Origin of the sequence: Streptomyces sp. HNM0575, assembly GCF_012726265.1 — a bacterium.
Taxonomy (GTDB): Bacteria; Actinomycetota; Actinomycetes; order Streptomycetales; family Streptomycetaceae; genus Streptomyces.
This window is the reverse complement of record NZ_JAASAG010000001.1, coordinates 648095-673271: the sequence shown is the minus strand read 5'-3', so window position 1 is coordinate 673271 and position 25177 is coordinate 648095. Positions and strand designations below refer to the sequence as shown.

Annotated in this window: 21 protein-coding genes and 1 riboswitch; of the genes, 16 read left to right on the top strand and 5 right to left on the bottom strand. The window is 72.9% G+C overall.

From position 1 onward, the window contains the following. Positions 1 to 158: 158 nt before the first annotated feature. On the bottom strand, positions 159 to 506 hold the full coding sequence (cutA, locus tag HCC61_RS02735) for a divalent-cation tolerance protein CutA (protein WP_169133565.1): 348 nt from the start codon (positions 504 to 506) through the stop codon (positions 159 to 161). A gap of 117 nt (positions 507 to 623) precedes the next feature. Here cutA and HCC61_RS02730 point away from each other — a divergent pair, with 117 nt between their 5' ends. Continuing rightward, a complete protein-coding gene (locus tag HCC61_RS02730) occupies positions 624 to 1022 on the top strand; it encodes a VOC family protein (protein ID WP_169133564.1) in 399 nt (132 codons plus the stop codon). Here the strand turns inward: HCC61_RS02730 and HCC61_RS02725 are convergent. After that, positions 962 to 1741: a helix-turn-helix domain-containing protein gene (locus HCC61_RS02725; RefSeq protein ID WP_240968354.1), complete on the bottom strand. Its 780-nt coding sequence runs from the start codon at positions 1739 to 1741 to the stop codon at positions 962 to 964. The genes HCC61_RS02730 and HCC61_RS02725 overlap by 61 nt on opposite strands. Before the next feature lie 193 nt (positions 1742 to 1934). Between HCC61_RS02725 and HCC61_RS02720 the strand changes: the two genes are divergently transcribed. The 3 genes from HCC61_RS02720 (at position 1935) to HCC61_RS31155 (ending at position 6867) form a co-directional block, all read left to right on the top strand. Further along, positions 1935 to 3665 carry an FAD-dependent oxidoreductase gene (locus HCC61_RS02720; RefSeq protein ID WP_169133563.1) on the top strand — a complete coding sequence of 577 codons (1731 nt, stop codon included), beginning with the start codon at positions 1935 to 1937 and terminating at the stop codon, positions 3663 to 3665. After that, a complete protein-coding gene (gene nirB / locus HCC61_RS02715) occupies positions 3662 to 6418 on the top strand; it encodes a nitrite reductase large subunit NirB (protein ID WP_169133562.1) in 2757 nt (918 codons plus the stop codon). The genes HCC61_RS02720 and nirB overlap by 4 nt, the downstream gene beginning before the upstream one ends. 137 nt (positions 6419 to 6555) lie before the next feature. Next, positions 6556 to 6867 (top strand): nitrite reductase (NAD(P)H) small subunit, encoded by a 312-nt coding sequence (locus HCC61_RS31155; protein WP_346777017.1) that lies wholly within the window; start codon positions 6556 to 6558, stop codon positions 6865 to 6867. A 128-nt stretch (positions 6868 to 6995) separates the two neighbouring features. Here HCC61_RS31155 and HCC61_RS02705 read toward each other — a convergent pair whose 3' ends face one another. Continuing rightward, positions 6996 to 7433 (bottom strand): MarR family transcriptional regulator, encoded by a 438-nt coding sequence (locus HCC61_RS02705; RefSeq protein ID WP_169133560.1) that lies wholly within the window; start codon positions 7431 to 7433, stop codon positions 6996 to 6998. 339 nt (positions 7434 to 7772) lie between these two features. On the opposite strand from HCC61_RS02705, the gene pcaH reads away from it, so the two are divergent. The 7 genes from pcaH to HCC61_RS02670 all read left to right on the top strand — a co-directional run bounded on the left by pcaH (position 7773) and on the right by HCC61_RS02670 (position 15446). Then, entirely contained in the window at positions 7773 to 8540 is a 768-nt protein-coding gene (gene pcaH, locus HCC61_RS02700; RefSeq protein WP_169133559.1) for a protocatechuate 3,4-dioxygenase subunit beta, read from the top strand. Beyond that, positions 8540 to 9220, top strand: coding sequence for a protocatechuate 3,4-dioxygenase subunit alpha (pcaG, locus tag HCC61_RS02695; protein WP_169133558.1), 681 nt, complete (start codon positions 8540 to 8542; stop codon positions 9218 to 9220). The genes pcaH and pcaG overlap by 1 nt, the downstream gene beginning before the upstream one ends. Before the next feature lie 154 nt (positions 9221 to 9374). Beyond that, positions 9375 to 11117 (top strand): lyase family protein, encoded by a 1743-nt coding sequence (locus tag HCC61_RS02690; RefSeq protein WP_169133845.1) that lies wholly within the window; start codon positions 9375 to 9377, stop codon positions 11115 to 11117. A gap of 93 nt (positions 11118 to 11210) precedes the next feature. Then, the gene (locus tag HCC61_RS02685; RefSeq protein WP_346776988.1) at positions 11211 to 12053 is read left to right on the top strand and encodes an alpha/beta fold hydrolase; all 843 of its coding nucleotides are present in this window, start codon (positions 11211 to 11213) and stop codon (positions 12051 to 12053) included. A 178-nt stretch (positions 12054 to 12231) separates the two neighbouring features. Further along, on the top strand, positions 12232 to 13149 hold the full coding sequence (locus tag HCC61_RS02680) for an oxidoreductase (RefSeq protein WP_169133557.1): 918 nt from the start codon (positions 12232 to 12234) through the stop codon (positions 13147 to 13149). A gap of 151 nt (positions 13150 to 13300) precedes the next feature. Beyond that, positions 13301 to 14179 carry a response regulator gene (locus HCC61_RS02675; protein WP_169133556.1) on the top strand — a complete coding sequence of 293 codons (879 nt, stop codon included), beginning with the start codon at positions 13301 to 13303 and terminating at the stop codon, positions 14177 to 14179. Positions 14180 to 14452: 273 nt separating this feature from the next. Continuing rightward, a riboswitch (cyclic di-AMP (ydaO/yuaA leader) is annotated at positions 14453 to 14634 on the top strand. Positions 14635 to 14639: 5 nt separating this feature from the next. After that, positions 14640 to 15446 (top strand): LysM peptidoglycan-binding domain-containing protein, encoded by an 807-nt coding sequence (locus tag HCC61_RS02670; protein WP_169133555.1) that lies wholly within the window; start codon positions 14640 to 14642, stop codon positions 15444 to 15446. 310 nt (positions 15447 to 15756) lie between these two features. Here the strand turns inward: HCC61_RS02670 and HCC61_RS02665 are convergent, their stop codons facing one another. Then, the gene (locus HCC61_RS02665) at positions 15757 to 17457 is read right to left on the bottom strand and encodes a thiamine pyrophosphate-dependent enzyme (RefSeq protein WP_169133554.1); all 1701 of its coding nucleotides are present in this window, start codon (positions 17455 to 17457) and stop codon (positions 15757 to 15759) included. A 114-nt stretch (positions 17458 to 17571) separates the two neighbouring features. Continuing rightward, positions 17572 to 19044, bottom strand: coding sequence for an MFS transporter (locus HCC61_RS02660; protein ID WP_169133553.1), 1473 nt, complete (start codon positions 19042 to 19044; stop codon positions 17572 to 17574). 147 nt (positions 19045 to 19191) lie between these two features. Between HCC61_RS02660 and HCC61_RS02655 the strand changes: the two genes are divergently transcribed. The 5 genes from HCC61_RS02655 to HCC61_RS02635 all read left to right on the top strand — a co-directional run bounded on the left by HCC61_RS02655 (position 19192) and on the right by HCC61_RS02635 (position 25102). Next, positions 19192 to 20070, top strand: a complete 879-nt coding sequence (locus HCC61_RS02655) for an IclR family transcriptional regulator (RefSeq protein ID WP_240968353.1) — start codon at positions 19192 to 19194, stop codon at positions 20068 to 20070. A gap of 214 nt (positions 20071 to 20284) precedes the next feature. Further along, positions 20285 to 21250, top strand: coding sequence for a hypothetical protein (locus HCC61_RS30050; RefSeq protein ID WP_206321941.1), 966 nt, complete (start codon positions 20285 to 20287; stop codon positions 21248 to 21250). A gap of 350 nt (positions 21251 to 21600) precedes the next feature. Then, complete coding sequence (locus HCC61_RS02645) at positions 21601 to 22020, top strand: helix-turn-helix transcriptional regulator (protein ID WP_169133842.1); 420 nt, start codon at positions 21601 to 21603, stop codon at positions 22018 to 22020. A gap of 5 nt (positions 22021 to 22025) precedes the next feature. Next, the gene (locus HCC61_RS02640) at positions 22026 to 22436 is read left to right on the top strand and encodes a VOC family protein (RefSeq protein WP_169133552.1); all 411 of its coding nucleotides are present in this window, start codon (positions 22026 to 22028) and stop codon (positions 22434 to 22436) included. A 107-nt stretch (positions 22437 to 22543) separates the two neighbouring features. Then, positions 22544 to 25102 (top strand): excinuclease ABC subunit UvrA, encoded by a 2559-nt coding sequence (locus tag HCC61_RS02635; RefSeq protein WP_169133551.1) that lies wholly within the window; start codon positions 22544 to 22546, stop codon positions 25100 to 25102. Positions 25103 to 25177: the final 75 nt, after the last annotated feature.

Below are 25177 nucleotides of genomic sequence, written 5' to 3'. Positions count from 1 at the left end.
CTCAAGGCCTGAAGCCAGAAGGCCCGAAGTCCGAACGCCCAGGACCCGAAAGCCAGAAGGCCCGAACTCCATGAGCCGGAAGACCCGAAGGAACTCAACGCCCGAAGCCTTGAGTTCGCCTCTCCCCCGCCCCGGGCTCGGCCCAGGCCCCCGCCGGGTCAGGGCCCCCCGGGGGCCGGGGCCGAGGTCTCCTCCTCGACCCAGGCGAGATACCCCTCGCCGCCGCGCACCACGGGCGTGGCGATGATCTCCGGCACGTCGTAGTCGTGCGTCCGGTGCAGATACGCCTCCAGCGCTCCATAGCGTGCGCTGCTCGTCTTGAACAGCACCTGCCACTCGGGATCGTTCTGTACGGACCCCTCCCACCGGTAGACGGAGGTGACGGGTGCGCTGATCTGCGCGCAGGCGGCCACACGTTCGCGTACGGCACCGGCGGCCAGCTCGTGTGCCTTCTCCTCGCTGCCGGTCGTCGTCAGCACGGTCAGGATCCTGGGCTCGTCGCTCATGGCTCCACCCTGTCACTGCCGCGCGCACCGGCGTCTCGCGGGACGGGTACGCCGCAACGCCGGACACGTCCGATTCGTTCAAGACCCCCGTGCACGGGCCCGCCTAGCGTGCGGCGCATGACGACACCACGTTTCGACCTCATCGGCCTCATCGCCGCCGACATGGCGGCCACCCTCGCCTTCTACCGCCGTCTCGGCCTGGACGTACCCGCCGCGGCCGACGGCGAGCCGCACGTCGAGGCGGCGCTGCCCGGCGGGCTGCGGATCGCGTGGGACACCGAGGAGACGGTCCGCTCCTTCGATCCGGACTGGGCTGCGGGACCGCCGGGCACCGGCCGTATCGGGCTGGCGTTCCGCTGCGAATCCCCCGCCGCGGTCGACCGGCTCTACGCCGAGCTCACCGCCGACGGATACGAGGGGCACAAGGAGCCCTGGGACGCCTTCTGGGGACAGCGCTACGCCGTCGTCGCCGACCCGGACGGCAACGGCGTCGACCTCTTCGCGCCGCTCCCCTGAGGCACGAGCACACCCAGCGGCGCGCCCGCCAGAGCCTTGATCTCGCGGGAGAGATGGGCCTGGTCGGCGTACCCCGCGGCCGCCGCCACCCCGGCCGCGGGCATGCCCGACGACGCCAGCCGCAGCGCGCGCTGCATCCGCAGCACGCGGGCGAGGGTCTTCGGGCCGTAGCCGAAGGCGTCCAGGCAGTGCCTGCGCAACTGCCGCTCGCTCAGCCCCACTTCGTACGCCACCGCTGCCACGCTCCGTCCGTGGCGCAGCAGCTCCGCGACCGCCCCGGGGCCGCCGCGGGAGCCGGGTCCGCGCCCCCGGCCTTCGAGCCTCCCGGCCGCGACCGCCTCCAGGGCACGCCCCGTCTCCGGCTCCGTCTGCGCCTCCGCGGCGATCCGCTCCTCCAGCGCCCGCACCGCACGCTCCGGCCACAACGCGCCCAGCGGCAACCGCTGATCGCGCAACTCGTGCGCGGGCACGCCGAAGACGAGCGGCCCCGTGCCCGGCGGGAAGCGCAGCCCGGCGATGCCGCCGCCGGACCCCGGCGCCCCGGAGAAGAGATGCGCCCTCGTATCCGGCCCCGCGACGACCAGCGCGCCGTCCCACCACAGCAGATCCATGCACCCGTCGGGCAGCACCCGCCCCTCCCCCTGGAACGCGGCGCTGTGCGCCCACACCACGGCTCCGCCGATCCGCGACGGCCACTCCCGGTACATGTGGTCCAGCATGCCGCGGGGCACTGACAACCGCGCCGGGTGCGTCTCTGCGGATGGCGACCGACGACCGACGGCGGCGGATGGCGGCCGACGACCGACGGCTCAGAGGCGCTCACAGCTCGCCCGGGCGTCCGCTGAGGGCACCGTTCCCGCCGGGAAACAGGCGTGATGCGGCCGGGTAACAGCCGCGGCGCACGCTCGTGACATGAGCTTGCGCAAGGCACCGAGGGCACGGCAGCGCGTGGTGGTGGTCGGCGGCGGCATGGCCGGTGCGCGGCTCGCCCAGCAGCTGAAGCAGCTCGGCGCGACCGGAGACGCGAGCGGCGAGCCCACGGGCCCCGGTACGGAGATCACCGTCTGTACGGAGATCACCGTCGTCGGGGAGGAGCCGCACCGCCCGTACAACCGGGTGCTGCTGGCCGACGTGCTCGCCGGGCGGTACGCGGCGGACGTCCTGGCGCTTCCCGAAAGCCCCGCCCGGTGGCTGAGCGGGGTGCATGCCGTACGCATCGACCGTGCCGAGCGGCGCGTCGTGTGCGACGACGGCGGCGTGCTCCCCTACGACACGCTGGTGCTGGCCACGGGGGCGAGCCCCGTACTGCCGCCGCTGCGCGGCCTGTTCGCGCCCGGCGGCCACGGACGTCCCGGTCCTTCCGGTGAACTCCCGCACGGCGTAAGGGCGTTCCGCACCCTGGACGACTGTCTCGCGCTGCGCGGCGAGGCGGGTCCCGGCGTGCCCGCGGTGGTCGTCGGCGGCGGGCTGCTGGGCGTCTCCGCGGCCCGGGCGCTGGCCGAGTGCGGCGCACGAGTCCTCCTCGCGCACCAGGGCGAGCGCCTCATGGAACGCCAACTCGACGCGGGTGCGGCCGGGTTGCTGCGGCGGCACCTGGAGGAGCTGGGCGTCGAGGTGCACACGGAGTGCCGGGTGCGGGGGCTGCGCACCCGGCCCGGCACGGGCGGCACGGCCGATGCCTCCGGCACGGGCCGCACGCCCCACGATGCACGCACCCTCCACGAGGCGGGCACGCCCCACGGCGCACGCACGGCAGCCCCCGCCGAGCGCGCAGAACCCACCGAACGGACGGCCCGCTCCGAACGCACCGAACGCACCGAACGCACCGAACGCACCGAACGCACCGAGCGATCCGTATGCGCCGTCGAACTCGCCGACGGCCACGCCCTCGACGCCCGTCTCGTCGTGCTCGCCTGCGGCGTGCGCCCGCGCACCGGGCTGGCCGAGGCGGCCGGTCTCGACGTCGCACGGGGCATCGTCGTCGACGACCGGCTCCGTACGACCGATCCGCACATCCACGCCGTCGGCGACTGCGCCGAGCACGACGGCGTCCTCTACGGGCTCGCGGGACCGGCACAGGAACAGGCCGACGCCCTCGCCCGGGTCATCGCGAACGGCACCGGCGCCACCCCCGTCGACCGGGACCGGGACCCGGACGCACCGGACACGGCAGAGGCGCCCGATACGGCAGCCGCGCCCGATACGGCAGCCGCACCGGCCACGGCAGACCGACCGGATGCAACGGACCCACCGGACCCACCGGACCCACCGGCCGCAACGACCGCACCGCACCCACCGGACCCACCGGACCCACCGCCGCCCTACCGCGGCACCCGTTCCCTCACCCGTCTCACCCTCCCCGGCGGCGCGGGCGCCCGGCGGCAGCCTCCCCGACTGCCCCTGGATCTCGCCGCGTTCGGCGATCCGCTCCCTCGCGCCGACGACGACGTGGTGCGCCTCACGGACGCCACCCGCGGCGTCTACCGCAAGGTCGTCGTCCGCGGCGACCGGCTCGTCGGCGGCATCCTCCTCGGCGATCTGGCCACGGTCGGCACGCTCGCCCGCACCTACGAGACCGGCGAACCGCTGCCTCCCGAGCCGCTGCTCCACCTGCTCACCCACGACGGAGAGGCCCCCCGATGACAACGCCGACGACGCCGACCACCCAGCCGACGGCGCGGACGGCACCGGCGAAGCGGCCGACGATCGTGCTCGCCGGTCACGGCATGGTCGGCCAGCGCTTCCTGGAGGCCCTGGTCGCCCGCGAAGTCACCTCCGCCGCGCGCGTGGTGGTGCTGAGCGAGGAGCCGCGTCCCGCATACGACAGGGTCCGGCTCACTTCGTACTTCTCGGGCACCACGCCCGCCGAACTCGCCCTGTGCGACGACGAGTTCATCTCCTCGCACGGCATCGAGCTCCACCTCGGGGACCCCGCGGCCGCCATCGACCGCGAGCGCCGCACCGTCACCTCCCGCTCCGGGCTGAGCATCCGCTACGACGCGCTCGTACTGGCCACCGGCTCCTACCCGTTCGTGCCTCCCGTCCCCGGCAGTGACGCCGAGGGCTGCTTCGTCTACCGCACGGTCGACGATCTGCTCGCCATCGAGGAGTACGCGAAGGGCGCGGCGCGCACCGGCGTCGTCGTCGGCGGCGGGCTGCTGGGCCTGGAGGCCGCGGGCGCGCTGCGCGGGCTCGGACTGCGCACGCACATCGTCGAGTTGAGCGAACGGCTGATGGCGCTCCAGGTCGACGCGGGCGGCGGCGCCGCGCTGCGCCGCACCCTGGAAGGGATGGACCTGGAGGTGCGTACGGGAGTGTCGGGCAAGGAGATCGTCACCGGCGGCGGTTCCGGTGACGGTGCCGGAACCTGCGCCGGCACCGGCACCGGCACCGGCACCGGTCCCAGCACCGGCACCGTGACGGCCATGACGCTGTCGGACGGATCTCAACTGCCCACGGACATGGTGATCTTCGCCGCCGGCATCCGCCCCCGCGACGCGCTCGCACGCGAAGCGGGCCTCACCACGGGCGGACGCGGCGGCGTCGTCGTCGACGAGTCGTGCCGCACCGCGGACCCTCGGGTGTACGCGATCGGCGAGTGCGCCGAGGCGGCCGACGGCACGGTCTACGGACTCGTCGCGCCCGGCTACGAGATGGCCGAGACGGTCGCGGAGGCCCTCGCCGCCCGGCTCACGGAGCACACGCCACCGGAGGAGCCCCGCGGCTTCACCGGCGCCGACACCTCAACGAAGCTGAAACTGCTCGGCGTTGACGTCGCCTCCTTCGGCGACGCGCACGGCACCGCCGACGGCTGTCTCGACGTCGTCTACTCCGACTCCCGCGAGGGCGTCTACAAGAAGCTGGTGGTCTCCCCGGAGGGCACTCTGCTGGGCGGCGTGCTCGTCGGCGACGCCGAGTCGTACGGGACGCTGCGGGCGTTCACCGGCACCGTGCCGCCCGTACCGCCGGAGTCGCTGGTGCTGCCGCCCGGCAGCGGCGACGCCTCCCCCGCCGGCCTGGGCCCCGCCGCGCTGCCCGACGACGCGGTCGTCTGCAACTGTCACCACGTCGACAAGGGCACCATCCGCGCCGCCGTCTCCCGGCACGGCTGCACGAACGCCGCCTCGGTGAAGAAGTGCACCAACGCCGGTACGGGCTGCGGCAGTTGCGTCAAGGTGCTCGGGCAGCTCGTGGACGCGGAGCTGGAGGCGAACGGCGTCGCCGTCGACAAGGGCCTTTGCGGCTGCTTCTCCCGGACCCGCGCCGAGCTGTACGAGATCGTGCGCACGCTGCGGCTGACGTCCTTCGCCGCGCTGCTTGAGTCGTACGGCCGTGAAGGGGCGCGCGACGGCGACGGCTGCGAGGTGTGCAAGCCGGCGGTGGCCTCGATCATCGCCTCCCTCGCGCCCTCCATCGGTGCCGACGGGCACGTACTGGACGGCGAGCAGGCCGCGTTGCAGGACACCAACGACCACTTCCTCGCCAACCTCCAGCGCAACGGCTCGTATTCGGTCGTCCCCCGCGTACCCGGCGGTGAGATCACGCCGGAGAAGCTGATCGTCATCGGCGAGGTGGCACGGGACTTCGGCCTCTATACGAAGATCACCGGCGGTCAGCGCATCGACATGTTCGGCGCACGCGTGGACCAGCTTCCGGCCGTGTGGGCGCGCCTGGTCGAGGCGGGCTTCGAGTCGGGGCACGCGTACGGAAAGGCGCTGCGCACCGTCAAGTCCTGCGTGGGCAGCACCTGGTGCCGCTACGGAGTGCAGGACAGCGTCCGCATGGCCATCGACCTGGAGCTGCGCTACCGCGGGCTGCGCTCACCGCACAAGCTGAAGTCGGCGGTCTCCGGCTGCGCCCGCGAGTGCGCCGAGGCGATGGGCAAGGACTTCGGCGTGATCGCCACCTCGGCCGGCTGGAACCTCTACGTCGGCGGCAACGGCGGCGCGACGCCGCGCCACGCGGACCTGCTGGCGCAGGACCTCGGCGACGCCGAACTGGTGCGCCTGATCGACCGGTTCCTGATGTTCTACATCCGCACCGCCGACCGGCTGGAGCGCACCTCGTCGTGGCTGGAGCGGATCGAGGGCGGACTCGAACACGTGAGGGACGTGGTCGTGCACGACTCGCTCGGACTGTGTGACGAGTTGGAGGCACTGATGACCGAGCACGTCGCGCACTACCGCGACGAGTGGTCCGAGACCCTCTCCGATCCGGAGAAGCTGGCCCGCTTCGTCTCGTTCGTCAACGCGCCCGGCGTCCCCGATCCCTCGGTGCGCTTCGTCGACGAACGGGAGCAGATCAAGCCGGACTTGACGCTTCTCTCCGGCCCGGACATCCCCGTACGCACCGCAGCCGGAACGGCCGCCGCACTCGAAGGGACGGTCACCCGATGACGACCACGACGGTCACCACGGACACCGGCACCACGGACACCGGCACGACGCACACCGGCACGACGCACACGACGACCCACACGCCGACCCAGTCGACGGCGCACACGACGGCGCCGGACCGCGGCCGCCGTCTCCAAGTGCGCGACGAGAGCGGCTGGTTCACGGTGTGCGGCCTGGACCGGCTCACTCCCGGACGGGGCGTGGCGGCGCTGCTGCGGGACGGTTCGCAGGCGGCGGTCTTCCTCGACCGCGCGGGCCGTACGTATGTCGTCGGCAACCGGGACCCGTTCACGGGCGCCTACGTCCTCTCCCGCGGGCTGCTCGGCTCCGCGGCGGGCGTGCCGTTCGTCGCCTCGCCGCTGCTGAAGCAGCGCTTCGATCTGCGCACCGGACGCTGCCTGGACGACGACGGCGTCAGCGTGCCGGTCTTCCCCTCCCGCACCGCCTGAACCCGCACCGCCCCCACCGCCTGCACGCTCGCTGTCCGCTGCCGGACACCGGACGGGCCGGGCGGCGCGGCGCGTGAGCGGAACCCGGACGGGCAGGGACGGGCCCGGACCGGCACGGACGGCCGCGCTCAGCCGCGCAGCTCCTCCGCCGCCTCCGCCACCCTGCCGATCAGCCGCAGCAGCGTCTCCTGCTCACCGGCGTCGAGCGGCGCGAGGAAGACGCGGTTCATCCGCGCGGTGCGGGTGACGAGCTTCCGGTGCAGCCTGCGGCCCTCCTCCGTCAGCCTCAGTACGTTGCGGCGCCCGTCCTCCGGGTCGCGCACCCGCTCGACCAGCTCCCGCCCGGCGAGGCGGGCCACCAGGTCGGCGATGGTGGACCGGTCGAGATGGACGTGCTCGCTGAGGGTGCGCTGGTCCATGCCCGGCTTCTCCTCCAGCGCGTTGAGCACCGCGAACTGCGGCGACGTCGTCTCCTCGGAGACCATCGCGCCCCACAGCAGCGAGTGGGCCTGCTGGAGCCGCCGGGCCAGATGCCCGGGGTGGGTGCTCAGATCGACCGCCGCCATGCGCTCCCCGCTCTCCCTCGCCCGCCTGCGCCGCGCCCCGTAAGCGCCCGCCCGATTTCGATCGTGTACTGACTGATTCTTGCGTCAACCCACGCAGGGTGTCGAGAGCTGCCGTACCTCTTCCTGGGCCTTGACGCACCCTGCCCATGGTGGCAGCGTCGGATTCATTCCGTCGAAATCGCTCAGCACACTGAGCATCAGGACACTGCTTCAAGCGCACTGAGCAGTTCCGCTGAGCAGTTCCGCTGAGCTGTTCCGCGGTCCGTTCCGCCGGCGTCCCCGGTCCCCGCGTCCGCCGGCGCGAGCCGGCCGTAGCGCGAGAGCCGACAGGAGAGCGACATGACCCTCACCCAGCGAGACATCGACCGCGAGGTCGCCGAACTGCGCGACGAGTACGAGAAATCACGCGCCGCCGGAGCCCCAGCCGCCGGCCATCCGTCCCGCGACTACGCGCCGTACCGCAGCAGCGTGCTGCGCCACCCCAAGCAGTCGCTCGTCCCGGTGGAGCCGGACCCGGAGGCCGTGGAGCTGCACACGCCGGTCTTCGGTGCCACCGACGTCGTCGACATCGACAACGACCTCACGCGCCGGCACACCGGCGAGCCGCTCGGCGAGCGCATAACCGTCTCGGGCCGGCTGCTGGACCGCGCGGGCCGGCCCGTGCGCGGCCAGCTCATCGAGGTGTGGCAGGCCAACGCGTCGGGCCGCTACGCGCATCTGCGCGACCAGCATCCCGCCCCGCTCGACCCGAACTTCACCGGCGTCGGACGGACCCTGACCGGTGACGACGGCGGCTACAGCTTCACCACGATCAAGCCCGGCGCCTACCCGTGGCGCAACCACGAGAACGCCTGGCGCCCCGCCCACATCCACTTCTCGCTCTTCGGCACCGCGTTCACGCAGCGGCTGGTGACCCAGATGTACTTCCCGGGCGACCCGCTCTTCGCCCACGACCCGATCCTCCAGTCCGTGACCGAGGAGTCGGCGCGGCAGGCGCTGGTCGCGGCGTACGACCACGAACTGTCCCGCTCCGAATGGTCGTTGGGATACCGCTGGGACATCGTCCTCGACGGACCGTCCGCCACCTGGATCGAGGAGGGCCGCTGATGCCGGACGCACAGGAGTCACAGAACGGACGGGTCGCACCGGCGGCGCCGGGGACGTCGGGTACGCCTGGGGCGCCGGTTACGCCGGGGGCGCACGCTTCCCTCCAGACGACCCCGTCCCACACCGTGGGCCCCTTCTACGGCTACGCCCTGCCCTTCCCCGAGGGCGGCGACATCGCCCCGGCGGGCCGCGAGGGCACCGTCACGGTGCACGGCCACGTCTACGACGGCTCGGGCGCGCCCGTGCCCGACGCGCTGATCGAGCTGTGGCAGGCCGACCCCGACGGCGACCTGCGCGGAGCGCCCGGGTCGATGCGCCGCGATCCGTTCGACGGCGGTCATCTGGGGCGCAACGGCGTGGACTTCACCGGTTTCGCGCGCGTGGGCACGGACGCGGACGGCCACTGGACAGCCCGCACACTCAAGCCCGGCGCACGGCCCGGGCACGCTCCGTACATCAGCGTGTGCGTCTTCGCCCGGGGACTGCTGCATCACCTCTTCACCCGCGTGTACTTTCCGGAGGACACTCGGGCACACGCCGACGACCCGCTTCTCGCCTCGCTCGACGCCGGACGGCGCGAGACCCTGGTGGCTACGGCTGAACGTGCCGCCGCAGGCTCGTACCGCTTCGACATCCGGCTTCAGGGCGAGAAGGAGACGGTTTTCCTTGACTTCAACTGATCCGGGCTCCGGGCCGACGGGGGCCGACGGCGACCGGGACCAGGACCGGAATCGAGACCGGGACCGGGACCGGGAGGACCGCGCCGGCGAGCACGGCCCCGGCGCGGGCACCGCCCGCCCCGGCGGCACCGGTCCCGGGCCGGAGGACTCCGGTCTGCTGGCGCCCGTCCGTACGGGCTCGGCCGCCGAGTCCGCCACGGGCGACACCGCGGTGCTCCAAGCGCTGCTGGACGCCGAGGCCGCCCTCACCCGGGCACAGGCGAGCCTGGGCCTGGCTCCCGCGAAGGCCGCCTCCGCGGTCACGGAGGCAGCGCGCGCGGACCGCTTCGACGTACGCGGTCTGGCGCTGCGCGCCCGCTCCGGGGGCAATCCGGTGATTCCGCTGGTGGCGGATCTGACCGACGCCGTGGGGCCGGACGCCGCACCGTATGTGCACAGGGGCACCACCAGCCAGGACGTCCTCGACACCGCGCTGATGCTGGTCGCCGCCCGCGCCCTGGACGTGGTGCTGCCCGATCTGGACCGCACGGCGCGGGAGCTGGCCGTGACGGCCGCCGAGCACCGCGACACCCCCATGCCGGGGCGGACGCTCACCCAGCACGCCGTGCCGACGACCTTCGGCCTGAAGGTGGCGGGCTGGCGCAGCCTGGTGCTGGACGCGGCCGACCGGCTGTCGGCGGTACGGGCGGCGCTGCCGGTCCAACTGGGCGGCGCGGCGGGCACGTTGGCGGCGTTCGCCGCCTATGCCGAGTCGGGCGGCGAGGCGGACGCCGAGCCCGGGAACGGTCCAGGGACCGGTTCAGGCACCGGCACCGGGTCCGGTTCAAGGACCGGCACCGGCACCGGCACCGGTTCAGGCACCGCAGACGGCGCAGGAACGGACACAGGCACGGACACAGGAACGGCGGACGCAGGAACGGCGGACGCAGGCGCGGGCGACGGAACCGGCGACGGCTTCCGGCCCAGTACCGGGCCCGGCAGCCACGGCCCGGAGCGTGAGTCCCCCTACGGTGCCGCGCACGGCGTCCCCGCCACCGATCTCGGCCTGCGCCTGCTCGCCGCCTACGCCCGCGAACTCCCCCTCGCCGAGCCGCCGTTGCCGTGGCACACGCTGCGCACCCCCGTCGCCGACCTGGGCTCGGCGTGCGCCTTCGCATGCGGCGCTCTGGGCAAGTTCGCCGCGGACGTGCTGGTGCTCTCGCGCAGCGAGATCGGGGAGGTCGGCGAGGGCGGCGGTGGCGGCTCGTCCGCCATGCCGCACAAGACCAATCCCGTACGGGCCACGCTCATCGCCGCCGCCGCCAGGCAGGCCCCCGCTCTCGCCTCGACTCTGCTGTCCTCGCTGGCCGCCGAGGACGAGCGCCCCGCGGGCGCATGGCACGCCGAGTGGCAGCCCGTGCGCGAACTCCTGCGCCTGACGGGCGGATCCGCCCACTCCGCGGCCGAACTGGCCGAGGGGCTCCAGGTGTTCCCGTACCGCATGCACGAACACCTCGCTCTCACCGAGGGACTCATCGTCAGCGAGCGCTTCACCGCCGCCCTCGGGCCGCTCCTCGGCCGGGCCCGCGCGCGCAAGCTCCTCGACGCCGCGTCGCGGAAGGCGGTCGACGAGGGCATCACGCTGGACGAGGCGCTGGAGGAGGAAGAGCCGGCCCTCCGCGAGATGCTCTCCCGTGAGCGGCTGCGCGACCTGACCGATCCCACCCACTACACGGGCTCCGCGCCGGCCCTCACCGACCGCGCGCTGCGCCGCGGGCCGGGTCCGGTACGTACCCGCGCCGAAGACGGGCAGGAGAAGAGGCAGCAGAACGGTCAGGACGCCGGGCGGCCCCCGGCCGGCCGCCGCGCCGGACACGCGGCGGAAGAAGAGACAGTCCGCGACACCGGAGAGCGGTGAACGACCATCGGCAACGCAATCCCATCCCCCGCATCGCCCGGCGACGGCGGGCACGGCACGCCCCGCAGCCCACGCAGGCCCGGAGAGATCACAGTGACCGCTTCCGTACCGGCGGAGCCCGAGCCGCTGCCGTACCACCGGCTCGACGGGCCCGCCGACGGCAGACCCATGATCCTCGGCCCGTCGCTCGGCACCTCGCTGGCCGTATGGGAGCCACAGCTTCCCGCGCTGATCCGCAGCCATCACGTGCTGCGCTGGGACCTGCCGGGCCACGGGGCCTCGCCCGCCGAGCCGATGGCCGGCTCGTCCAGCGAGCTGATCCCCACCGACGGCACCGCCACCGTCGCCCACCTCGCCGAGCTGGTGCTGCGCGCCGCGGACGCGCAGGGCTGGGAGCGGTTCGCCTACGCCGGTGTCTCCCTGGGCGGCGCCGTGGGGCTGCATCTCGCCGTGCACCATCCCGAGCGGCTCACGGCGCTGTCCGTCGTCTGCTCCTCGGCCCGCTTCGGTGAGCCTTCCGCGTGGCGTGAGCGAGCCGCGGCCGTACGGGCCGACGGCACTGAATCCATGATCGCGTCACGCCCCGGCGTGTGGTTCGCGCCCGAGTTCGGGTCCACACCGCACGGCACCGCGATGATCGAGGACCTGCGCTGCACCGACGCCGCCGGATACGCGGCCTGCTGCGACGCCATCGCCTCCTTCGACCTGCGCGACCGGCTCGCGGAGGTGACGGTGCCGGTCCTCGCCGTCGCCGGCGGCCTCGACCCGGCCACCCCGCCCGAGCACGCCCGCGAGATCGCCGGCGCCGTGCCGGGCGCGACCCTGGTCGAGGTCCCGGGGGCTGCGCATCTCGCGAACGCCGAGTGCCCGGACCCGGTCACCGACGCGCTGCTCGTACACCACGACGGGCTGCCCGGGCAGCCGGACCCGCGGTGAGCCCGCCGCGCACGGCAGCCGCCACGCCCCGGACCGGCGTCAGTGTCAGCACGGGTGCGGGCACGGGTGCGGGCACCGGCACCGGCACCGGCACCGCTGACGCTCACCGCCGCCACGGCGGTTCCCGTCCCCGGCGGCTCCCTCGCGCCGTCCGTCCGCCCGCCATACGCTGATTCGCATGAGCTGGACAGCGCGCAGCATCCCCGACCAGAGCGGGCGCACCGCTGTGGTGACCGGAGCCAACAGCGGCATCGGCTATGTGACCGCGCGCGAACTGGCGCGGCGCGGCTCCCGGGTGGTGCTCGCGTGCCGCAGCGCGCAGCGCGGCGCCCTCGCCCTGGACCGGCTCCGCTCCCAAGTGCCGGAGGCGCGCGCCGAGTTGCGGCTGCTGGATCTGGCGGACCTGTTGTCCGTACGGGAGTTCGCGCGGACGCTGCCCTGTGAACGGCTCGATCTGCTGGTCAACAACGCGGGCCTGATGGCCGTTCCGTACGCGCGCACGTCGGACGGCTTCGAGATGCAGTTCGGCGTGAACCACCTCGGCCACTTCGCCCTGACGGGACTGCTGCTGGACCGGCTGCTGGCGGCCCCGGGCGCGCGCGTGGTGACCGTGGCCAGCATGGCGCACGCGCTGTCCAACATCGACATGAGCGACCTCGGCAGCGAGCGCCGCTACCGCCCCATGACCGCCTACGGCGCCTCGAAGACGGCGAACCTGCTCTTCGTGAGGGAGCTGGCGCACCGCGCGGACGCCAAGGGCCTCGATCTGACCTCCACGGCCGCACACCCCGGTTACGCGCGGACCGAGTTGCAGGCCAAGGGCCCTCGGCTGGCCGGGCAGCCGCGGCGCGAACGGATCGCCAGGCTGTTCAACGACGCCGTCGGCGCCTCCCCCGACCAGGGCGCGGCGCCGGTGCTGTACGCGGCGACGGCGCCGTACGTGCACGGCGACTCGTTCTTCGGGCCGCGCATCCTGGGGGTGCGGGGCGGCCCGGGCCCGGCATGGCGGGCGCCGTGGGCGCGCAACGACATCGCGGGCGGGCAGCTGTGGGCCGCCTCGGAACGGCTCACGGGCGTCGCGTACCGGGAGCTGTGAGCCGGGCGCAGTGAGACGGCACGGCGAACCGGGAGCTGTGAGCCGGGCACCCGGGCCCACCGGGCCGGAACGGTACGGGCGTTACGTACCGTACGTACGGCCGTGAGCGACCGGTACCGTGCGCAGGCCGGCGAAGGGAGAGGAGGCAGCCGTGATCAGAGTGCTCGTCGTCGACGACGACTTCATGGTGGCCCGGCTGCACAGCACCCTCGTCGAGCAGGTGCCGGGCTTCACGGTCGTACGGGCGGTGCACAGCGGCCACGACGCGCTGGCGGCGGTCCGCGAACTGGGCCCCGACCTCGTGCTGCTCGACATGTACCTCCCCGACCTGCCCGGCCTGGAGGTCCTGCGCACCCTGCGCGGCACGGCGGCCGTGGACGAGGGCCCTGACGTGCTGGTCGTGACGGCGGCCCGGGACGCGGCGACGGTACGGGGCGCACAGCGCGGCGGCGCGGTGCAGTACATCATCAAGCCCTTCGAGGGGCAGCTGCTCCAGGAGCGGCTGCACCGGTACGCCGAGCGCCGGGCGGAGCTGGCGGCGCTCCAGGCGCCCGAACAGGGCGATGTGGACCGGATCTTCGCGGGCACCGGGGACGACCCGCCGCGCACCGACGGCACGGTCCCCACCGGTGGCGCGGCCGGTGCGGCGGGCACGGCCGGTGCCGCCGCACGCGACGGCGTCCCGGGCGCGACGGGTGCCGCCCCGGGCCACACGGCCGCACCCGCCACCGTCCCCGCCGCTCCGGCCCGGCTGCCCAAGGGCCTCACCGAACAGACCGCGGAGCTGGTGCGCGCGACCCTCGACGCCGGGAGCCGCGGCGACTCCGCGGGCCTTTCCGCCTCCGAGTGCGCCGAGCGCAGCGGCCTCTCCCGGGTCAGCGCCCGCCGCTATCTGGAGCACTTCGTCGCCTTGGGGACCGCTCGCGTCACCCTCCGGTACGGCACCACCGGGCGACCGGAGCGCCGCTACCACCGCGTGGACGCGCACGGGGAAACGTCCCGGGAAGGCCACGGGGGCGACCGCCGGTAAATCCCGGGAAAGGCGTGATTCGCACCACAGGGAATCAGTGACCGGCATCACAGTCATTGCGCACGCCGCTGCCGCGCATTCTCAATTCCCTTGCGCCGAAGGGAATATGGAGCACCCCCGATCGGTCCGTGCACACCGATTCCGGCGATCTTCCTCCCGTGCGATGCGTGCAGCTTTCTTGTGAAGACGATTTTCTTCTGATTAACGTGCAAGCCCACCGCGTCTCCCGTGCGGTGGTCCGCTGCCGGGACGCCGAATCCTGCCGCCCGGCGACGGAAAACAACGCAATCCCAGCCCGGCAGGAGCGGGGGACCCAAGTAAGTGCCGCGCGTTCCGCACCCGAAGGAACGCACGGCTAGGGGTGAAGCCGTATGCGAATGCCCCCTCGTATTCGCACGGCCGGGCCACTCCAGCCCGAATCCGACAGCTCACCTCGCAGGCGCAGGAGAGGAAACGCCCTATGTCCGGACGCGGTCGACACCGTCGTCAGCCCAATCGCCGTATAGCGCGCAGAATTTCGCGCGTCTCCCTCGCCGTCACCGCAGGCGGCGCGGGGCTCGCCCTCCCGTTCATCGGAACCGGCAGCGCGCACGCCGCCTCCGCCGGCAAGCCGCAGACCGTCGACACGGCCAAGGAGACCGGCGACGTCGCGAGCGTCAAGAGCGAGAAGAAGGACGAAAGCGACAAAAGCGACAAGAAGTACACCGTCAAGCCCGGTGACAGCCTCGCGGCGATCTCCCGCGAGAACGACACCGAGGGCGGCTGGCGCAAGCTGTACGAGGCCAACCGGGACACCGTCGGCTCCGACCCGGACCTGATCCGGCCCGGCGACGAGCTCACGCTCGACGTCAAGGCCGCCGGCTCGGGCGGCGGACAGCAGAGCGGCGGACAGCAGAGCGGTCAGGCACCGCAGGGCGGCGCCACGCACTCGTCCGGCTCCAAGTACGGGAACAACCTCGACGGATGGATCCGCGAGGCGCTGGACATCATGAAGGCCAAGCAGATTCCCGGCACTTACGACGGCATCAAGCGGAACATCATGCGGGAGTCCGGCGGCAATCCGAACGCCGTCAACAACTGGGACGTCAACGCCCAGAACGGCACCCCGTCCAAGGGTCTGCTCCAGACCATCAAGCCCACTTTCGACCAGTACCACGTCGAGGGCACGGCCGACAGCATGACCGACCCCGTCGCGAACATCGTGGCCGCGTGCAATTACGCGGCGGCCCAGTACGGCTCCATCGACAACGTCAACGGACCGTACTGACGGAAATCCCGGGTATCGCGGAAACCGCGGAAGCCGCGGAAGCCGCGGATATCCATCGCGACGCACCGCGGCGCCGGCGGCGGCCGTTCACCGGACATCCGGAGAACGGCCGCCGCCGGCAATTCACGGACCGGAAACCGCCCTTGCCCGACACCCCTTTCCCGTAAGGGACTTCAAAAAGGGGCGTGACTCCCCGGCCGACGGCTCCAAGGGCATACTTCAAGTCCGAACTCGGAAACCGGACTTGAGGGCCGGACTTGAGGGCCGGAGTTGAGGCCCGGAGTTCGGGAACTCACTTCCGGGGCCGCGCTCACGGCTGGAAGTTCTCGTCCGCTTTCACCGTGACCTCCAGGACCACCGGCCTTGTGCTGCCCGCGAGTTCGGGAAGGAGCGCGTCCAATTCCGCGCACAGTGCGGCATGTCCGTCGACGCGTCGCGCCGTACAGCCGAGGCCCTGCGCGATGCCGGAGACGCTCACCTCTTCGAAGTCCGGCCAGGGCGCGGTGTCTTCGTGCTTCTCCGCGAGCCGGTCCATGATCGCGTAACGGCCGTTGGCGAGGACGACGAAGACGACGCCCACCCCGTAGCGCACCGCGGTCCACAGCGCCTGTATCTGGTACAGCGCCGATCCGTCCCCGACGACCGCCACCACCGGCCGCTCCGGCGCGCCCATGCGCACGCCGATCGCGCCCGGCAGCGCGAAGCCGAGCGCCCCCATCGCGGCGCTGAGGAACCCCAGCGGGCGACGGGCGGGCACCAGGGCGTGCAGATCGGGGCGGCTGGACGGGGTCTCCTCCACCAGTACCGTCTCCGCGGGCAGCCGCCGCGCCAGCTCCGCCAGCACATGTGCGGCGCGCAGCGGCTCCCCCTCCTCGGGAGGAGGAGGCGGCACGGGCCTCGCGGAACGGCTCCCACCGCTCTCCTCGCCTCCCCCGCCACCGTCCCTGCCGCCGTCCCGGCCCGCATCGCCACCGCTGCCGCCGCTGTCACCGCTGCCGCCGCTGCCGCCGCTGGCGCCGCTGGCGCCGTTGGCGGCCGAGTCCGCCAACGCCGTGCAGAACGCGGGCAGTCCGGTGACCACAGCGAGCTCCACGGGCGCACGGTGCGCTTCCGCCGGATCGTCGGTCACGAGGGCGATCCGCGTGCCGGGGCGCACCAACGGCCCCTCCTCGTACGGGTATTGGCGGAAGACCGGCGCCCCCACGCTCAGCACCAGGTCGTACGGGCCGAGGGTCTCCCGCAGCCGCGTACGGTCGGCCGGCAGATGCCCCGCGAAACGCGGATGGTCCTGCGGAAAGCCCGCACGGGCGCCGAAGGACTCCTGCCAGACGGGAGCGCCGGTCCGCTCGGCGAGCACCGTCAACGCCTCCCATGTGACGGGGTGGTCGGCCCCGGCGCCGACCACCAGCGCGGGAGCGGAGGCCGCGGCCAGCAGCCCGGCGACCTCCCGTACGGCACCGGGATCGGCGGCGGCGGCGAGCCGCACAGCATCGGGCGCGGGAAGCGGCAACTCCTCGGCTGGCTGCGCCCAGTCGTCCATGGGGACGATCACGAGGGCCGGGCCGCGCAGCGTACGGGCGGCGTGCGCGGCCCGCGCGACGGCTCCGGGCACGTCCTGCGCGCGCGGCGGCGTCTCCGTACGTACGGGATGGTCCCCCGCGAGCTGTTCCAGACGCCCCGCGAGGAACGGCTCCTGCACGAGGTGCCGGCGATCCTGCTGGCCGACGATGACGACGAGCGGCGCGCGGTTGACGCGCGCGGTGGACAGCGCGCCCACGGCGTTGCCGAGGCCGGCCGTGGTGTGCAGCAGGGCGAGGGCGGGCGCGTCCCGGGCGATGGCGTAGCCGGTGGCGGCGCCGACGACGGAACCCTCGTGGAGGGCGAGCACGAAGCGGATGTCGCCGGGGAGACCGGCGAGGAAGGGCACCTCGGTGGAGCCCGGGTTGGCGAACACGGTGGTCAGGTCGTACCGGCGCATCACGTCGAGCGCCGCGTCGCGGACGGTGGGCATGGCTGTGGAGCTCCTGTTGCCTTGGTCGTACGGGCCCGGTGGGCTGCCGGACCCGCGTACTGGTGGAGGCCTGCGAGCGCGAGCGGGCGCGGGGCCGTCTGCGGCCCCTCGCCCCTACGCCTCGACCGGCGGCCGGTAGCGGACCTGCGTGAGGATGCAGAAGCCGACGACGACGATCGCCGCGTCCGCCCAGACGGCCGCCGTCCAGTCCCCGGTGCTGTCGCGCAGCACACCGCTGATCGCCGGGGAGAGCACGGCGCCCATCTCGCCGATGAGGTTCTCCATGCCGAACGCCGAGCCCCGCAGCCGGGCCGGTGCCAGCTCGGCGGTCAGCGCGTGGCCGACGGGCTGGAGCGCGTTGAAGAACAGGCTCGCGGTGAACAGCAGCAGACCCATGACCCACAGCGAGGGATGCGCGGCGGCGCTGAGATACCAGGCGAAGGCGAGCGTCAGCACTGCCTGGATGCCGGTGAAGGTCAGCATCATGCCCTTGCGGCCCCAGCCGCGGCGCAGCCCGTAGTCCGACAGCCAGCCGCCGACCGGGAAGCCGAGGATGCCGGCGCCCGCGTTGAAGCCCGCGGTCAGGGCGGCGCTCATGAACGACGAGTTCGCCGCCCCGGCCACGATGGCAACGGACCAGTAGCTGAAGAACCACAGGTTCCACAGGATCGCGATGTTGCAGACGTACAGCAGGAACAGGTCGCGGTTCTTGATGACGGGCCCGATCTCCGTGCCCTTGCGGCCCAGCGCGAAGAGCACCAGGCCCACGGCGAGGGCGACTTCGAGGAGGGCCACCCACAGCTCGGACAGGCCGACGCCGGTGCCCAGCCAGTACACGCCCATGACGAGGGCGAGCGAGACGGCGGAGTAGGCGCCCAGGTGCAGCGTGGCCCGGCCCACGCCGGAGAAGGTGAGATGTTCGCGGAACCACCACGCGACGCCCGCGCCGACGATCACGGTGCCCAGCCCCAGCACCCAGAAGACCATCCGCCAGGCCTCGACCTGGGTGAGGAAGACCTTGCCGAACTCGATGAGTTCGGGCGTGAAGACGATCGCGATGGTGATGCCGATGGAGAGGCCGGTGATGACGACGCCCATGGCGAGGCTGCGGTCGCGTTCAGGGGTCGTGGCGGTGATGAGGGTGCGGTCGTTGGAGTAGAAGGCCCCTTCGCCGAGGCCGGTGACCACACGTACGACGATGAACGCGATGAGGCCGCCGATGAAGCCCGTCAGCATGGTGGCGACGCCCGCCCACAGCAGGCTGACGACGATGAGGGTGCGGTGCCCGTAACGGTCGCCGAGGTAGCCGCCGGGGAACTGGGTGAGCATGTAGCCGGCGAAGAACAGCCCGCCGACGAGACCGCCCAGCGCGTGCGGATGCGGGGCGTCCGCGAGGAACCCCACGTGGTTGTCGATCATCCAGGTCACGACGGGACCGGTGACCGCTCTGTCCGCGGCGCTGACCGTCCAGCCCAGGAGCAGCAGCACCCACAGGGTGTGCCAGGGGCGCCAGCCGCGGCCTTCGGCGGCGGTGCCCGCGCCGGTACGCGGCTCGACTGAGGAAGGGTCTCCCGATACAGCCTTCATGGAGTCTCCGTAGCGGTTGTTGCGATGCCGTACGCCGCGGCGGCGGTGTACGGCGAGGGGGGGACGACGAGGGGGCGGGGCGCGAGCCGCCGGACAAGCTAGACGCGCGGAGTGATGTGCGGAATGGCCTGCGATATGTTTTCTGCTATGCCGAACAAGCAGGCCCCGTCCATGACCGGGCGAAAGGAACGGCAGGAGCGGCAGACGCGGCCGGAACAGCGGGAGCGGCAAGACCGGCGGGAGCGACAGGAGCGGCAGGAGCGGCGGGACAACCGCACCGGCGACGTCTACGCCGCCAGCTCCGTCGACAACGCCCTGCGCACCCTGGTCTATCTCCGCGGCCACCAGAGCGCCCGTGTCACCGACATCAGCGACCACCTGGGAGTGGCCCGTTCCACCGCGCACCGCCTGCTGACGACGCTGCGCGGCCACGGCTTCGTCGAGCAGGAGTCCGGCGGACGCCGCTACCGGCTGGGCCCCGTACTGCTGGCGCTCACCCGCGGAGCCGTCGACGAGCCCACCCTCGTGCAGGTCGCGCACGGCCACCTCGCGCGGCTGCGGGACGAGGCGGGCGAGACGACCAACCTCCTCGTGCTCGACGGCCCCGACTCGCGGTTCGCCGACGGCGTCGAGGGCCCGCACCCGCTGCGCGTCGGCACGCGCACGGGCGACCGCGTGCCCGCGTACGGGACGGCCGGCGGCAAGGCGCTGCTGTCCGAACTGCCCCCGGAGGCCGCACGCGCCCGCTACCGCCGCGGCCTCCCGTCGCTCACCTCGGCGACCCTGCCCGACGTGGACGCGCTCGTCGCCGACCTCGCGGTGACGCGGTCCCGCGGCTACGCCCTGAATCTCGACGAGAGCGTGACGGGCGTGCACGGCGTCGGAGTCCCCGTACGCGACCGCTTCGGCACGTGCGTCGCGGCGGTGACGATCGCGGCCCCGAGCATCCGTCTCGACTGCGCCCGCGCGGCCGAACTCGCCCTGCTGCTGCGGCGTACGGCGGAGAGCATCGGCGCGGAGCTTTAGCGGGCACGGAGCGGGGCCGGGGGCGTGGACGTGCGTGCCGCGTTAAGGCCCGTAAGCCCCGCAGGTCCCGCAGGTCCCGCAGGTCCCGCAGGGTCTGCTATCGGCCGCCGGCCCGTCACGTACGACCGAAAGCCGCCGCGTCGCGACGACCCCGCACGGAAAGCCTCTCCCCGGCACAGCGCACGGCAGGTCACGACAGGGAGGGGCCACGGACTTGGCATTCGCATTCGGCATCGAACGCATCGAAAAGGCGGTCAAGCACCTCACGGAACAGATCACTTGCATCGGAGACGCGCTACGGGACGGCCTCACCGAGACCCGCAGCCGCATCGACGCCCTGGCCCACACGCACACGGACCTCGGCAACCGCATCGACGACGCCCGCCGCAACAGCGAGGCCAACAGCCGCGACATCGCCGCCGCCCGGCGGGAGTTGGCGGACCTCCACCGGCTCATCGAGAGCCGCCGCGCGGACGCCGCCGAGGCCCTCGCCGCACCGCCCGCCGGAGCCGGACCCGGGTTCGAGCCCGAGCCCGAGCCCGATCCGCTGCCCGATCCCCTCCCCGCCCACGACCTCGACGCCGAGCCGCTGCCCGTACCCCTCGACGACAGCCCGCACGACCACGACCCCCACGACGACCTGCTCGCCCAGGCGGCAGGCATCGCCAACGCCGAACTCGTCTGCCACCGCGACACCTGGGCCTTCCTCACCGAACAGGCAAGCGGCGGCGAGCACTTCCGCATGCCCGTCGACATCACGCCCGCCGGCGGCGGTGACGGGAGCGCGGACAGGGGCACGGACCGGGGCACGGACAGGGGCGGCGGCCGGAACAGGGGGACCGTGCGCATCGGCCTCTCCGGGCGCAGCCTCCTCGGCCTCGCGGACGCGCTCTGGCAGGTCACGCAGAGCCTCGGCACCTCGCCGGGCACCCACCACCTCGCCGCCCAGACCTACAACCGCATCCAGGGCGCCCTCGCCCACGCCCACGGCGGACCGGGCGGGCCGGGGGGACCGGGCGGCGTCGTCCGCATCGTCATCGACGACCGTGTCCCGTACGACGAGTACGACGACCACGGCGCAGACGACGACGGCCCCGGCGACCACGACGGAAGCGACCGCAACGGAAACAACCGCAACGGAAACGGCGACGGCGACGGGATCGAGGGCGCCGCGGCCTGACGCACAAGGGGGTGGCACCTCGTCCCCGGGTGCCACCTCTCCCCTCGGCACCGCTGGGCAACGCCACCTCGACGTGGCACGATCCGGACATGACGAACAGATCCTCCCTGCCGGCCGCACGGCCCCGGATCCGGGCGTCCCTCCGGGATGCCCCCGGACGCGGCGGCGAACGGGAGGAGCGCGCGGGAGCGCCACAGGCGGACCGGCACCCGCGGTCCTCGCCGGACTCACGGCCCTCCCCGGACTCACCGCCCTCGCGCACGCAGCTCCCGCCCGCCCCTCAGCCCTCGTACGACTCCCAGCCCTCGCCCGCCGCCCAGAACTCGTACGACTCCCAGCACCCGCAGCGCCTGCGCGATCTCGCGCGCCTGCGCCGCGTACGCGACCGGATCGACCGGGAGTACGCGCAGCCCCTGAACGTCGAGGCGCTCGCCCGCGGTGCGCACATGTCGGCCGGGCATCTCAGCCGCGAGTTCCGGCTCGCGTACGGCGAGTCCCCGTACGCCTACCTGATGACGCGGCGCATCGAGCGCGCGATGGCGCTGCTGCGCCGCGGGGACCTCAGCGTCACCGAGGTCTGCTTCGAGGTCGGCTGCTCGTCGCTGGGCACCTTCAGCACCCGCTTCACCGAACTGGTGGGTGTGCCGCCCAGCGTCTACCGGCGGCGGGCCGCGGGCGCGACGGCGGGAATGCCGTCGTGCGTGGCGAAACAGGTGACCAGACCGGTCAGGAATCGAGAAGCGCCGCCCCGTGAGCCGCGCCTAGCGTGACCGCCATGGACATCACCATTCACGCGAGCTTCCTCCCGCACGACGACCCCGAGTCCTCCCTGGCCTTCTACCGCGACACCCTCGGCTTCGAGGTCCGCACCGACGTCGGAAAGGGCAAGATGCGCTGGATCACGGTCGGCCCTCCCGGCCAGCCGGACACCTCCATCCTGCTGGCGCCGCCGGCCGCCGACCCCGGGGTCACCGACGACGAGCGCCGCACCATCGCCGAGATGATGGCCAAGGGCACCTTCGGCTGGATCCTGCTGGCCACCCCGGACCTCGACGCCGCCTTCGCGCGTGCGCAGGCAGGCGACGCCGAGGTAGTCCAGGAGCCGACCGACCAGCCGTACGGGATCCGCGACTGCGCGCTCCGCGATCCCGCCGGCAACCTGATCCGCATCCAGGAGCGGAGCTGAGCCGTACGGCGAACCGCGGTCACCACCCGTGAACCGTGAGGACGCCGGCGAAGACCGGGAAGGCGGCCACGCCTCACAGATGGAGACACCATGAGCAAGGCCACGACATGAGCAAGGCCACGACGGGCGACAGCGGGACGAGCGCCCGGTCGACGGAGGACAGCCCGGCGGAGAACAGCCCGGCGCGGGACGGCGCGACGCGGGACGGCGCGACGGGGAACGGCGCGACGGCGGGCGGAGACGCGCAGCCGCCCGCCACACCGCCCTCCGCCCCGCACGTCGCCGACACCCACGATCTGATCCGCGTGCACGGCGCGCGTGAGAACAACCTCAAGGACGTCAGCGTCGAGCTCCCGAAGCGCCGCCTGACGGTCTTCACCGGCGTATCGGGCTCGGGCAAGAGCTCGCTGGTCTTCGGCACGATCGCCGCGGAGTCCCAGCGGATGATCAACGAGACCTACAGCGCCTTCGTGCAGGGCCTCATGCCGACGCTGTCGCGGCCCGAGGTCGATGTGCTCGAAGGGCTCACGACCGCGATCATCGTCGACCAGGAGCGGATGGGCGCCGACCCTCGCTCCACGGTCGGCACCGCCACCGACGCCAACGCGATGCTCCGCATCCTCTTCAGCCGCCTCGGCCGGCCGCAGATCGGCTCGCCCAACGCGTACTCGTTCAACGTCCCCTCGGTACGGGCGAGCGGCGCGATCACGGTCGAGCGCGGCGCGAAGAAGACAGTGAAGGCGACCTTCAACCGCACAGGCGGGATGTGCCCGCGCTGCGAGGGCCGCGGCACGGTCTCCGACATCGACCTCACCCAGCTCTACGACGACTCCAAGTCGCTGTCCGAGGGCGCGTTCACCATCCCCGGCTGGAAGTCGGACAGCTGGTGGACCGTGCGGGTCTACGCGGAGTCCGGCTTCCTCGACCCGGACAAGCCGATCCGCGAGTTCACCGAGAAGGAGATGCATGACTTCCTGCACGGGGAGCCGGTCAAGGTGAAGGTCGAGGGCGTCAACCTCACCTACGAGGGGCTGATCCCCAAGATCCGCAAGTCGTTCCTGTCCAAGGACAAGGAGGCGATGCAGCCGCACATCCGGGAGTTCGTGGAGCGGGCCGTCACCTTCACCGCCTGTCCCGAGTGCGACGGCACCAGGCTCAGCGAGGCCGCCAGGTCCTCGCGGATCGACGGGGTCAGCATCGCCGACGCGTGCGCCATGCAGATCGACGACCTCGCCGCCTGGGTCGGGGATCTCGCCCAGCCGTCACCGGGCTCTTCTAGCAGGGGATACCCCATGGTCGCCCCGCTGCTCGCGAAGCTCGGGCACACCCTCGACTCGTTCGTGCGGATCGGGCTCGGCTATCTCTCGCTCGACCGCCCCTCGGGCACGCTGTCCGGCGGCGAGGCGCAGCGCGTCAAGATGATCCGCCACATCGGCTCCTCGCTCACCGACACCACCTATGTCTTCGACGAGCCCACCACGGGCCTGCACCCCCACGACGTCCAGCGGATGAACGACCTGCTGCTGGAGCTGCGGGACAAGGGCAACACGGTGCTCGTCGTGGAGCACGAGCCGGAAGTGATCGCGATCGCCGACCACGTCGTCGACCTCGGCCCCGGCGCGGGCACGGCCGGCGGCACCGTCTGCTTCGAGGGCACCGTCGAGCAGTTGCGGGCCGGCGGCACGGTCACGGGCCGCCATCTCGACGACCGGACCGTGCTCAAGGAGACGGTGCGCAAGCCCACGGGCGCACTCGAGATCCGTGGTGCGAAGGCGCACAACCTGCGCGACGTCGACGTCGACATCCCGCTCGGGGTGCTCGCCGTCGTCACCGGCGTAGCGGGCTCCGGCAAGAGCTCCCTCGTGCACGGGTCGCTGCCCGCGCAGCGAGGTGCGGCGGACGCGGGGCTGGTGACGATCGACCAGACCCCGATCCGCGGGTCGAGGCGGAGCAACCCGGCGACGTACACCGGGCTGCTCGACCCGATCCGCAAGGCGTTCGCGAAGGCCAACGGCGTGAAGCCGGCGCTGTTCAGCGCCAACTCCGAGGGCGCGTGCCCCGACTGCAAGGGCGCCGGCGTCGTCTACACCGACCTGGCGATCATGGCGAGCGTGGCCACCACGTGCGAGGAGTGCGAGGGGAAGCGGTTCCATCCGGCGGTGCTCGAACACCGCCTCGGCGAGCGCGACATCAGCGAGGTGCTCGCGATGTCCGTGGCGCAGGCCGAGGAGTTCTTCGGCGCCGGAGAGGCGCGCACCCCGGCCGCCCACCGCGTCCTGCGGCGGCTCTCCGACGTCGGCCTCGGCTACCTGAGCCTCGGCCAGCCGCTCACCACCCTCTCCGGCGGCGAACGGCAGCGGCTCAAACTGGCCGTGCACATGGGCGAGAAGGGCGGCGTCTACGTGCTCGACGAGCCGACCACCGGTCTCCATCTCGCCGACGTCGAGCAGCTGCTCGGCCTGCTCGACCAGCTCGTCGACTCCGGCAAGTCGGTCGTCGTGGTCGAGCACCACCAGGCGGTCATGGCACACGCCGACTGGATCATCGACCTCGGGCCGGGCGCGGGCCACGACGGCGGCCGCGTCGTCTTCGAGGGCACCCCCGCGGATCTCGTCGCCGCCCGCTCGACCCTCACCGGCGAGCACCTGGCGGCGTACGTGAGCTGACGGGCGCCCGCCCTGAGGACGCCGACGCCCGTCGCCCGGACGTCAGTTGAGAGCCGGTCAGTCGGGAGCCGGTCA

Coding starts and splice junctions, on each gene's coding strand:
- cutA (WP_169133565.1), bottom strand. CDS start 506: ATGAGCGACGAGCCCAGGATCCTGACCGTGCTGACGACGACCGGCAGC.
- HCC61_RS02730 (WP_169133564.1), top strand. CDS start 624: ATGACGACACCACGTTTCGACCTCATCGGCCTCATCGCCGCCGACATG.
- HCC61_RS02725 (WP_240968354.1), bottom strand. CDS start 1,741: ATGCTGGACCACATGTACCGGGAGTGGCCGTCGCGGATCGGCGGAGCC.
- HCC61_RS02720 (WP_169133563.1), top strand. CDS start 1,935: ATGAGCTTGCGCAAGGCACCGAGGGCACGGCAGCGCGTGGTGGTGGTC.
- nirB (WP_169133562.1), top strand. CDS start 3,662: ATGACAACGCCGACGACGCCGACCACCCAGCCGACGGCGCGGACGGCA.
- HCC61_RS02705 (WP_169133560.1), bottom strand. CDS start 7,433: ATGGCGGCGGTCGATCTGAGCACCCACCCCGGGCATCTGGCCCGGCGG.
- pcaH (WP_169133559.1), top strand. CDS start 7,773: ATGACCCTCACCCAGCGAGACATCGACCGCGAGGTCGCCGAACTGCGC.
- pcaG (WP_169133558.1), top strand. CDS start 8,540: ATGCCGGACGCACAGGAGTCACAGAACGGACGGGTCGCACCGGCGGCG.
- HCC61_RS02680 (WP_169133557.1), top strand. CDS start 12,232: ATGAGCTGGACAGCGCGCAGCATCCCCGACCAGAGCGGGCGCACCGCT.
- HCC61_RS02670 (WP_169133555.1), top strand. CDS start 14,640: ATGTCCGGACGCGGTCGACACCGTCGTCAGCCCAATCGCCGTATAGCG.
- HCC61_RS02665 (WP_169133554.1), bottom strand. CDS start 17,457: ATGCCCACCGTCCGCGACGCGGCGCTCGACGTGATGCGCCGGTACGAC.
- HCC61_RS02660 (WP_169133553.1), bottom strand. CDS start 19,044: ATGAAGGCTGTATCGGGAGACCCTTCCTCAGTCGAGCCGCGTACCGGC.
- HCC61_RS02655 (WP_240968353.1), top strand. CDS start 19,192: ATGCCGAACAAGCAGGCCCCGTCCATGACCGGGCGAAAGGAACGGCAG.
- HCC61_RS02640 (WP_169133552.1), top strand. CDS start 22,026: ATGGACATCACCATTCACGCGAGCTTCCTCCCGCACGACGACCCCGAG.
- HCC61_RS02635 (WP_169133551.1), top strand. CDS start 22,544: ATGAGCAAGGCCACGACGGGCGACAGCGGGACGAGCGCCCGGTCGACG.